The organism is Meiothermus sp. (assembly GCF_026004115.1).
Taxonomy (GTDB): Bacteria; Deinococcota; Deinococci; order Deinococcales; family Thermaceae; genus Meiothermus.
Window position 1 is genome coordinate 3,200,093 of record NZ_BPIM01000001.1, and the last position, 10,324, is coordinate 3,210,416.

The 10,324-nt window shown below is 62.0% G+C and carries 6 protein-coding genes and 1 pseudogene; 4 read left to right on the top strand and 3 right to left on the bottom strand.

The genetic code is table 11. From position 1 onward, the window contains the following. Positions 1 to 126 precede the first annotated feature (126 nt). Both gatA and miaA read right to left on the bottom strand, forming a co-directional pair. Positions 127 to 1,566, bottom strand: coding sequence for an Asp-tRNA(Asn)/Glu-tRNA(Gln) amidotransferase subunit GatA (gene gatA / locus Q0X23_RS15400; RefSeq protein WP_297861084.1), 1,440 nt, complete (start codon positions 1,564 to 1,566; stop codon positions 127 to 129). Between the two features lie 221 nt (positions 1,567 to 1,787). Beyond that, positions 1,788 to 2,726, bottom strand: a complete 939-nt coding sequence (miaA, locus tag Q0X23_RS15405; protein ID WP_297861085.1) for a tRNA (adenosine(37)-N6)-dimethylallyltransferase MiaA — start codon at positions 2,724 to 2,726, stop codon at positions 1,788 to 1,790. Between the two features lie 41 nt (positions 2,727 to 2,767). Between miaA and Q0X23_RS15410 the strand changes: the two genes are divergently transcribed. After that, complete coding sequence (locus tag Q0X23_RS15410; RefSeq protein WP_297861086.1) at positions 2,768 to 3,172, top strand: Hsp20/alpha crystallin family protein; 405 nt, start codon at positions 2,768 to 2,770, stop codon at positions 3,170 to 3,172. Between the two features lie 62 nt (positions 3,173 to 3,234). On the opposite strand, the pseudogene Q0X23_RS15415 reads toward Q0X23_RS15410, so the two are convergent. After that, positions 3,235 to 3,843 (bottom strand): annotated as a pseudogene (locus Q0X23_RS15415) (thymidine kinase). Positions 3,844 to 4,405: 562 nt separating this feature from the next. Between Q0X23_RS15415 and Q0X23_RS15420 the strand changes: the two are divergent. The 3 genes from Q0X23_RS15420 to cas8c are packed head-to-tail and all read left to right on the top strand — an operon-like array spanning position 4,406 to position 10,299. Continuing rightward, positions 4,406 to 7,660 carry a CRISPR-associated endonuclease Cas3'' gene (locus Q0X23_RS15420; RefSeq protein WP_297861087.1) on the top strand — a complete coding sequence of 1,085 codons (3,255 nt, stop codon included), beginning with the start codon at positions 4,406 to 4,408 and terminating at the stop codon, positions 7,658 to 7,660. Positions 7,661 to 7,708: 48 nt separating this feature from the next. Further along, positions 7,709 to 8,455 carry a type I-C CRISPR-associated protein Cas5c gene (gene cas5c / locus Q0X23_RS15425; protein WP_297861088.1) on the top strand — a complete coding sequence of 249 codons (747 nt, stop codon included), beginning with the start codon at positions 7,709 to 7,711 and terminating at the stop codon, positions 8,453 to 8,455. Beyond that, positions 8,455 to 10,299 (top strand): type I-C CRISPR-associated protein Cas8c/Csd1, encoded by a 1,845-nt coding sequence (cas8c, locus tag Q0X23_RS15430; protein WP_297861089.1) that lies wholly within the window; start codon positions 8,455 to 8,457, stop codon positions 10,297 to 10,299. The genes cas5c and cas8c overlap by 1 nt, the downstream gene beginning before the upstream one ends. The last annotated feature ends 25 nt before the right edge of the window (positions 10,300 to 10,324 follow it).

The window sequence follows — 10,324 nt, forward strand, 5'->3', positions numbered from 1 at the left end:
TTCCAAGGGGCTTACGCCCTCCGCTACGCGGATAACTTCCAAGGGGCGGTATCGCCCTCCGCTACGCGGATAACTTCGGCCCTGTTAGTTCGCCGCCATCCGGCGCCGAACTAACCGAATCTGGTATTAGGGGTTCAAAATGGCCGCTCGAGCAAAAGCCAGCCCGGTGGCTTGCTCGAAGGCATGGGCTACGGTAAAGATTTGCTCGTCGCACAAAGGTTTGCCGATAAGCTGTACGCCCACCGGCAAGTTACCCTCGAGCCCGGCGGGGATGCTCATGGCGGGCGCACCGGCCAGGTTGACGGCTACGGTATCTATGTCGGCCAGGTACATCGAGAGGGGGTCGCTGGTTTTCTCGCCAAAGCGGAAGGCCGGGAAGGGGCTGGTGGGGGTGAGTAACAGGTTGGCTTGGGTAAAAGCATCGTCCAGGTCGGCTTTTAGTTTGGCCCTCGCCCGCAGGGCTTTGCCGTAGTAGGCATCGTAGTAGCCCGAGGAAAGCACAAAAGTTCCCATCAAAACCCGCCGCTGCACCTCGGGGCCAAAACCATGTTCACGGCTTTGCATCATGGTATCGGCACTATCCAGACCGGGCACCCGCAGGCCATAAAGCGTGCCATCGTAGCGGGCCAGGTTGGAGCTGATCTCGGCGGTGTTGACGATGTAGTAAGCCGCCAGGGCATATTCCAGGGTGGGGATGCTGACCTCCACAAAACGCACCCCCTGCTCCTCCATTACTGTGCGAAAGCGCTCGAGGGCCTCCAGCACGCCCGGCGAGTTGCCCACCGCCAGGGCTTCTTTAACGATGCCAATGGTCATGCCCTGCACTGGGGCCTCTAAAGCCTTCCCGAACTGCGGCACGGCCTCCAGGCTGGTGCTGTCTTTAGGGTCATAGCCACTGATCACATCGCTCAGCAGGGCCAGATCCTTTACCGAGCGGGCCAGCGTACCCACCTGATCCAGACTGCTGGCCGTGGCCACCACCCCATAGCGCGAGATACGACCGTAGGTAGGTTTGAAGCCATAGACCCCGCACAGCGCAGCCGGCTGGCGCACACTGCCACCGGTATCGGTGCCGAGCGCAACCGGCACCATATCGGCTGCGACGGCCGCCGCTGAGCCTCCTGAGGTGCCCCCCGGCACCCGTTCCAGATCCCAGGGGTTGCGGGTAGGGCCAAAAGCCGAATATTCGGTGGAAGAACCCATGGCGAACTCGTCCATGTTGGCCTTGGCCATCACAATAGCCCCTGCCTGCCGGAGCCTTTCGACTACCGTTGCGCTGTATGGGGGCACAAAGGCGGCCAGCATCTTAGAGCCACAGGTGGTCTCGAGGCCCTGGGTGCAGATATTGTCCTTGACGGCAAGCGGAACGCCCGCCAGGGGCAGGTTTTCGCCTCTGGCAAGCCGATGTTCAACAACATGGGCTTCTTCTAGTGCCTGGGGGTTCAGGCGGATAAAGGCATGGATGTGGGGCTCGAGCTGCTCGATGCGCTGCATGTAGCTCTCCACAACTTCCCGAGGTGACCTCTGGCCCGATTGAACGCTTTGCACAATTTCCAACGCCAACATACCGCCCCATGATAAGGCCGATGGGGCCGAAGGTAGCAAATATGGCTTTGGTGCCTGATTTTAAGGATGCTGTTTACGGGTCGCAAGTCTCAGGTCAAAGGCCGCCTTTTCGGGGCGTAGGGCTTGCCGAAATTTTGTCCTGGTGTTCTGGAACAAGTTCTGGAACAAGTTCTGGAACAAGTATCAGGATAACGGGCCTGGGCTATGCCCAATACCTCCAATCACAACCAGCCCTGAATACCGCATTCAAACCAGCTTTGCACATCAGGCCAGGCGGCCCCTCCGCCAAAGGGCAAAAAGGTGACCGGGCCGGGCTCCTTGCGGAACCAGGTGTACTGGCGTTTAGCATAGGCCCGTGTTGCGCTCACCACAGCTTGCTGGGCCTCCTGAAGCGTGTACTCACCTCGCAAATAGCCCGCTACTTCCTTGTAGCCGATGCTCTGCAAGGCGGTGGGCATGTGCGGGTACTGGTTCAGCAAGCGCTCGACCTCCTGAACCAGGCCTTGTGCAAACATTCGCTCGACCCGGGCCTCGAGACGCGGCTTTAGCCACTCCCAGGGGGGCCACAAAATCAGTTTTAGGTACCTGAACCGTGGCGCACGTCTGGGAATCCTGGCCGGTGGCATGCCGGTACGGCGCAGTATCTCCACCGCCCGCACGATGCGGCGGGGGTTGCGCTGCACCCGCAGGGCATCTTCGGGGCTGGCGGCCTCGAGTTCGGCCAGCAAAGGCCCAATCCCCCAGGTTTCAACCACCTTCCACAGCTCGGCCTGAAGCGCGGCATCGGGCTTTGGTAGTTCGTGTAATCCTTCCGATAGCGCTCGAATGTAATAGCCGGTGCCTCCCGCCACCAGGGGAATTCGATTCTGCTCCAGAATCTCTTCGATCGCCTCTTCGGCGCGGCGCACATAGTCAGAGACACTAAAGGGCTGGTTGGGCCACAGCACATCGATCAGGTAGTGCCTGACCCGTTGCTGCTCGGCTTGGCTGGGCTTGGCCGTTCCGATGTCCATCCCCCGGTACACCATGCTGGCATCGGCAGAAACCACCGCCAGCGGGTACCTCTCTCCCAGGCAGAGAGCCAGCTCGGTCTTGCCGGTGGCGGTGGGCCCGGTCAACACTGGAATGGCCGGATGGGGTCGCTGTTTCGCATCACGCATAGCTCATAGCCCAGGGCTTTAATCATGATATCCTCGAGGCCATGACCATTGAGCGCTTTGATGCTATTGAGCGTTTACAAACCATCCGCCAACAACTCGACGAGCTCTCGAGGCGGTTTGCCTCCCAGGAAGCCCTCGGCGAGTGGGTGCCGGCGGTAGATATACTCGACGAAGGCACCCAGTACCGCATTCTGGTGGATGTACCCGGCGTAAAAAACGAAGACCTGGAGTTGCTTGAGGAAGGTCAGACCATCACCCTGGCCGGTGTGCGGCATCCCAGGGTGGGCAGCTACGCGCGCCAGGAGCGTTCTACCGGCACCTTTCGACGCACCCTGACCCTGCCTGAGGCCATCCTCCCCAATAGCGCCCAGGCTTCTCTCAAGGGTGGGGTGCTCGAGCTGGTGGTGCAAAAAGCCCGTAAAACCTCGCGCAAAAGCAAAAAATAAGCCAGCCACGAAGGTTTTTATCCTGGAGCCAGTCCAGATAGGCCCAAGGGAATAGTGGCGATTCAAAGGATCTCCTGCACCTCCGGGGCCACCACCATATGACACTTGCGGCAGCGCGGCTCGTAGGCCTCGCTGGCCCCCACCAGGATCACGGGATCGTCGTAGCGGGCTGGTTTGCCGTTCACAAAGCGCTGGGTGCGGGTCGCAGGAGCTCCACAAACCGGACACACGGCATAAAGTTTTTCCACGTACTCGGCGCGGGTCAAAAGGTCGGGCATAATGCCAAAGGGCTCTCCACGAAAGTCCATGTCCAGACCAGCGCAAATCACCCGCACGCCCTTGTCGGCAAGCTCCAGCACTAGCGGTATCAAACCCGCATCAAAAAACTGTGCCTCATCTACTGCGACCACATCGGGAAGAGGCTCGGTCAGGTGGGCCCGCAGCTCGGCCGAATCGTACACCGCAATAGCCTCTGCGCGCCTGCCGTCGTGGCTCGAGACATCTGTTGCGTGCTAGCGGGCATCTATGCGCGGCTTGAATACCAGCACCCGCTGCCGGGCAATCAGGGCCCGCTTGATGCGCCGGATCAATTCGTCCGACTTTCCCGAGAACATCGGCCCAACCACAACTTCAATCCAACCCTGGTGGTGCGGAAGATGGGGCAAGCTCATAACCGGGGCCTAGCATATAGCATTGGCGGTATCGCCGACCGAAAGCGAGAGCAAGCGAGCAATCCAGTTAGCCGGTAGCCGTTCATGGGCCAAGGTATTGCGTGCACGGTTCACAGGCAACAAACAACCTGACTGCGCCAGGGTTCCATCCAGGACAAAGGGTTCTTATACCAGATTCGGTTGATTCTTTACCAAACGGCAGCGAATCTACCCGACCAAAGTTATCCGCGTAGCGGCGGGCAATACCGCCGTTGGAAAGGGCGACGCTTTTTCACCGACCGACAGGGAGCGGAATGCTCTAGAAAGACAACCTCTGGGATATTTGGTTTTGCAACGGTCTTTTTGCATCCTAAAGCACTCCCTTCGGCCCTGTTAGTTCGCCGCCATCCGGCGCCGAACTAACCGAATCTGGTATTAGAGCGGTCTCCAAGTACTTCCGCTCTAAAGTGGCAGCACATTTAGCGTAATATACTCAGATTATATTCTAATACTTTTTACTATTTCTAAAAAATGGACGGTTGTTGGACGGTATTGTGCTAACTTTGCAACAAGCAAAACTGCCATGTTCGGTCTGCCGGAACTCAACTACCATCAGAGCAAAGCCTTGCGGCTCCTGCGGTTGCTGGAGCTCCTGCAACAAAAGCCCTGGAAGCCGGCCGAGCTGCGACAGGAGCTGGGCCTGGGCGAGCGAGCCATTTTCGACTACCTGAACGAGGTAGAAACCCTGGCCGAGCGCCTGGGGTTGCGCTTTGTGCACGACACCCTGCGCAGCACCTACCACATCGAGGTGGTGGAGCGCCTGAGCCTGACCGAGACGGTGGTGGCTTTTGCTACCATCCGGATGCTGGCCCACCACGCACCGGGAACCAACAAGACCTACCAGGAAGCCCTGCGCAAGCTGGCCAAGCACCTGCCCGAGCCGCTCAAAACCCTAGCTCTAAAAAGCACCAATGCCTTGCAGCTTCGTCCTCCCAGCCTGAACGGGGCCAACCTCGAGACCCTGACCCAGGGCTGGCTGGAGCGGCGGGTGGTGGCTTTCGAGTACCGCATCCCGCAGGGTGGGGTCTTTGGGGTGGAGCTCGAGACCTATTTCATCGAGGTTTCGCGGGCCAACATGGCCGTTTATGTCATTGGGAAAGACCGCTTGTATGGCCGCAACATCCATTACCTGGACAACCTTAGAACCTACAAACTTGAGCGCATCCAGCGGCCCCGCTTGCTGGAGGCCTCCTATAGCATTCCCGACGATTTCGACCCAGGCCTGTACCTCTCGACCGCCTGGGGCATTGTGGGCGGCGCAAACCCGCAAAAGGTATTGCTTCGCTTCACGCCAGAAGCCAGCGAACGCATCCGTGAAGGGGGCTATCCCAATCTTTCAATCCTTGAGCAGCTCGAGGGTGGCGACACTCTCGTTGAAATTACCGTTGGCACCGATCATATTGGATTCCCCCTCGAGCTGCTTCCTTGGATACAAAGCTGGGGGCCCCGGGTAGAAGTACTAAAGCCCACCAGTCTGCGGCAGAAGTGGCTGGCCGAGGCCCGCCAGGTGCTCGAACGGTACGACCCCCAGCGGGTAACGGGCCCCAAAACCTACTGGGCCCACACCCACAAAGACCCCACCCGCTGGCAAACCCTGCAGGAACATGCCGCCCAGGTAGCCCGCCTGGCCGCCGAAAAAGCCCGCCCCTTTGGCGATTCGGAGAAGGCCGACCTAGCGGGAAAGCTCCACGACTTGGGCAAGTATGGCGACCTCTTCCAGCGCCGCCTCGAGGGCAAGGAAAAAGGCCTCGACCACTGGTCGGCGGGGGCTCATGTGGCCTTGTTCGAGTACCGCGCCCCCGAGCTGGCTTTAGCCATTCAGGGCCATCACATCGGGCTCCAGAGCGGGGCCAAAGAAAGCCTCAAGGCGATGCGGCTACGCGAGGATGGCCAGGGCTACCCGCCCGAGCTGCGCCTGAGTGAGACCCGCCTGGAGGTGCTTCAAGAGCGCTTGCAATCCGACGGCCTCGAGCTGCCCCCGCCCAGCCAGGCCCAGATAGCGCTGCCCCAAAGCGCCGCGGCCATGCTCGAGACCCGGATGCTCTTCTCGGCCCTGGTCGACGCCGACTTTCTCGACACCGAACGGCACATGCAGGGCGAGGTGCGGCCCAGCCCTCCCCCATTGCAAGCAGCGCTGGCCTTAGAGAAGCTCGAGGCCCGCCTGCAGGCACTCGCAAACCAGGAAGGTCTGCCCCAGCCCATCCGCGCACTTCGTCGGCAGGTCTCCGAAGCCTGTGCAGCGGCAGCGCAAGCACCGGCCCGACTCTTTACCCTCACCGCCCCCACCGGCAGCGGCAAAACCCTGTCCATGCTTCGCTTTGCCCTACAGCGCGCCGCGCAAGACCCGCGCATAAGGCGCATCGTGGTGGTGCTGCCCTACCTTTCTATCCTCGACCAAACCGTGCACATCTACCGCGAGCTATTCGCCGACTTCGGGCCCCACTACATCCTGGAAGACCACAGCCTGGCCTACCGACCGCTGCGCAAGGAGTTTTCCGATGAGCAAGACATCCTGGAACGGGAGCGCCGCCTCTTGAGCGAAAACTGGGAGGCCCCCATCATCCTGACCACCCACGTGCAACTCCTGGAGAGCCTGCACGCGAGCCGCCCCGGCGCCTGCCGCAAGCTGCACAACCTGGCCGGGAGCGTGCTGCTGTTCGACGAGGTACAAACCCTGCCCACCCACCTGGCCGTGCCCACCCTGAAGACCCTTGCGCACCTGGCCAGCGACAAGTACAGCTCGGTGGTGGTCTTTGCCACCGCTACCCAGCCGGCCTTCGATACCCTGCACGACAAAATCCAGGAAAACGAACCGCAGGGCTGGCAGCCGCAAGAAATTGTACCGAACCCTGAAGCGCTCTTTGGCCAAAGCCAGCGAGTAGCGGTGGAGTGGTGGCTCAAAAACCCCACCCCCAACCCGGCCCTGGCGACCCTACTGGCCGCGGATGAACAGGCCCTCGCGGTGCTCAACCTCAAGCGGCAGGCCCAGGCCCTCTTTCAGCAGGCCCAGGAGCGGGGCTTGGAGGGGCTTTATCACCTATCCACCGCGCTGTGTCCGGCCCACCGGAAGGCGGTACTGGGGCAGATCAAAGCCCGTCTGGATCAACGAGAACCTTGCCGCTTGATCGCTACCCAGGTGGTGGAGGCCGGGGTGGAGCTGGACTTTCCCATAGGCTACCGGGCTTTGGGGCCTTTGGAGGCCATCGCCCAGACCGCCGGGCGGGTCAATCGGCACGGCCTGCGCAGGGAAGGCCGTCTGGTGGTCTTTTTGCCCGAGGACGAGGGCTACCCCGACCGGGCCTACGCCCAGGCCGCCCAGCTCACCCGGGCCTTGCAGGCCGAGGGGGGCCTCGAGCTGACCCCCGCCGCCTTCCGCCGCTATTACCAAAGCCTCTATGGGCTGCAAAAGGTGAGCGACCCCGAGGTCGAACAACTCATCAAAACCCAAAACTACGCCGAACTCGCCCGCCGCTACCGCATTATCGAGTCTCCGGCAGTGAACGTGGTGGTGCCCTACAACGAGGAGGCCCTGGCCCTCATGCAGGAAGCCCGTGAGCGGGGCATCGCCGCCGACTGGATTCACCGGGCGCGGCCCTACACGGTGCCCTTCTTTTTGCCCCACGGGGGGCCGCCGGCCTTCCTCGAGACGGTCTTTCTGCGCTACGGTCGCCAAAAAAGCGAGGTTCCCGACTGGTTTTTATGCCCCGACCCGGCCTGCTACCACCCTTCGCTGGGCTTCACCCCTGCCGAGGGCGGGCAGGCAGGTCTGGTTATTTGAACACCGGGGTGCAGGAGCAAAGGCTATTTTTTTCCCAAAGGAGGTTCTATGCGAAGTTTTGTGCTCGAGGTTTGGGGGGAGCTGGCTTGTTTTACAAGGCCCGAGTTCAAGGTGGAGCGCTTCAGCTACCCCCTCATCACCCCCAGCGCAGCCCGGGGCATTTTCGACGCCATCTACCTGGACTTTGACCCCCAGAGCCAAAAGTCCCTCATGTACTGGCAGGTGGAGCGCATCGAGGTGCTCAGGCCGATACGCTACATCAGCCTGATGCGCAACGAGGTCAAGGAAAAGGCCAGCCCACGCAACATCCAGGCCTGGATGAAAGACCCCAGCCGCCTCGAGCCCCTCTATGCCGACGCCACCAGTAACGAAACCGGCCAGGACACCAAAGGCCGCACCCAGCGCCAGACCATGGCCCTCAAGGACGTGCGCTACCGCCTGAGCGCCCACGCGGTGCTCTACCGGGAAGACCCCGCCCTGCGCCAGAAAATTGAGCACAGCTTTGAGCGGCGGGCCCGTGCCGGGCAGTGCATCTACCAACCCTACCTGGGCTGCCGCGAGTTTAGCGGCTACTTCCGGCTGGTCGAGCCCGGCGAGGAAGCCCCGCCTGTGGACTACCACGAAAAGATCGGCTGGATGCTCTACGACGTCTTCGACCTCTCGCGACCGGGGGCCCCGCTGCGTACCGACAAAGGGGAAAAGCCCCGCATCAGCCTGTTCGAGGCCGAGGTGGTGGCGGGGGTGCTGCTGGTGCCCCCCTATGAAAGCGAGCGGGTCAAGAAGGGGGTGGGTTAATGCTCGCGCAGTTGGTGGAGTACGCCCGGCAAAAAGGCCTGGGCACCGAACCCGGCTTTACCACCAAGGAGATTCGCTGGCTGGTGGGGGTGAGTCCGGCTGGAGAGTTCACCGAGCTGATCGACCTGAACCAAACCAAACCTGCCCCCGACCTCTCCCAGCCCGACATGATGAGCCTGCCCGGCTACTTGCGGGCGCAGGGTCACACCGTCGAGCAGGCCGCCCACTTCCTGGCCGACACCTGTGCGGTGGTGTTTGGGCTGGCCGAGCGGGACGCCGCAGGGAATATCAAAAAGCCCGAGGAACATGCCAAAAACCTCCTGAAGCACGCTGCCTTCCGGCTGCTCATCCAGTTGGCGGCCAGAAACGTACCGCTCCTCGAGCCCATCGCCAAGGCGCTCTCCGACCCCCAGCAGGTGCAGGCTTTCTTGCAGAAGCTGGAGGCCCAAGCCCAGAAAAGGGGGCCAGAAAGGCTCAAATCCACCGACAAAATCTCTTTTTTCGTGAACGGCCGGTGCGTGCTGGACTGCCCCGACTGGCACGACTGGTGGCGGCAGTTTAGGGCCCAGGCCTTCCCCAAGTCGGGCGAAGAGGGCCAGATGCCCTCGTTCGCCAGCGGCGAGCTGGTCACTCCGGCTTCCACCCACCTCAAGGTCACCCGGCTGGGCGGGAGCGCCTTTGGCCACGCTTTGGTCACCTACGACAAGGAGGCCTTCGAGTCCTATGGCCTCTCCCAAGGGGAGAACGCGGCGGTAGAGGAGGAGGCCGCTACCGCCTACCGGGCCGGGCTGGACGCGCTGTTGGAGAAAGCCCAAACCCTGGGCGAGATGAAGGTGGTGGTCTGGTACGACCGCGAGATTCCCGAGGAAGACGACTTCTTCCGCGACCTCTTCGCCCCCAGCAGCGGCGAGGCCGAGGAGCTACAGGCCCTCGAGCGCGCCCACAAGGTGCTACAAGCCCTCAAGACCGGCCAGGCCCCGCCCAGCCTGCGCCAGGCCCGCTTTTTCGCCACCGCCATGAGCCCAGCCTCGGGCCGGGTGATGGTGCGCGACTGGCAAATCGGCAGGCTGGAAGACTTCGTGGAGGCCGTAACAACCTGGTTTGAGCAACTGGCCATCGTGCGCAAGGGCGGCGACCGCCCGGCCAGCCTGCCGGGGTTGAACCGGCTCTTCCTGAGCCTGCAGCGGCCCAAATCCCCCGACCAAAAGCTGGACGACTACCTCAAGCCCGTCAAAACCTTGCAACTCCCCCTCTGGCGAGCCGCCCTGAACCCCAGCCTGCCCATCCCTTACGCCGCCATCGCCAAAATTATGGAGACCCACACCGCCGAGGTGATGACCGGGGCCTTTACCGAGGCCCTGAACACCCAGAAACCCGACGCCGCCGCCCTGGGGCGCATCTACGCCCGCATGGGGCTTTTGAAGGCCTACCACATCCGCAAAGGAGGGAAGATGAGTACCGCCCTAGACCCCCACCACCCCAGCCCGGCCTACCACTGTGGCCGCTTGATGTGCCTCCTGGCCCAGATCCAGGAGGCCGCCAGCGAGTCCGAGATCAACGCCGGGGTGGTGCAGCGCTACTACGGCGCTGCCAGCAGCACGCCGGCCCTGGTGCTGGGCCGCCTCACGCGGCTTTCGCAGCACCACCTGAGCAAAATGGCCAAGGACGCCCCCGGCCTGGCCTACTGGTTCAACACCCAACTGGCCCAGGTCTGGAGCGCCCTGGGGCCCAGCCTCCCGCGCACCCTGAGCCTGGAAGAGCAAAGCCTTTTTGCCCTGGGCTACTACCATCAACTGGCCCAAAGCCGCAAGGGCAAGCAGGAGGGCGAGACTCAATCCGCATAAATCCAAGCCAAACCCTGAAAGGAGA

Bases quoted from the DNA above. Each gene is read 5' to 3' on its own strand.
- cas5c (WP_297861088.1), top strand. From the start codon at position 7,709: ATGCGAAGTTTTGTGCTCGAGGTTTGGGGGGAGCTGGCTTGTTTTACA.
- Q0X23_RS15420 (WP_297861087.1), top strand. From the start codon at position 4,406: ATGTTCGGTCTGCCGGAACTCAACTACCATCAGAGCAAAGCCTTGCGG.
- Q0X23_RS15410 (WP_297861086.1), top strand. From the start codon at position 2,768: ATGACCATTGAGCGCTTTGATGCTATTGAGCGTTTACAAACCATCCGC.
- cas8c (WP_297861089.1), top strand. From the start codon at position 8,455: ATGCTCGCGCAGTTGGTGGAGTACGCCCGGCAAAAAGGCCTGGGCACC.
- miaA (WP_297861085.1), bottom strand. From the start codon at position 2,726: ATGCGTGATGCGAAACAGCGACCCCATCCGGCCATTCCAGTGTTGACC.
- gatA (WP_297861084.1), bottom strand. From the start codon at position 1,566: ATGTTGGCGTTGGAAATTGTGCAAAGCGTTCAATCGGGCCAGAGGTCA.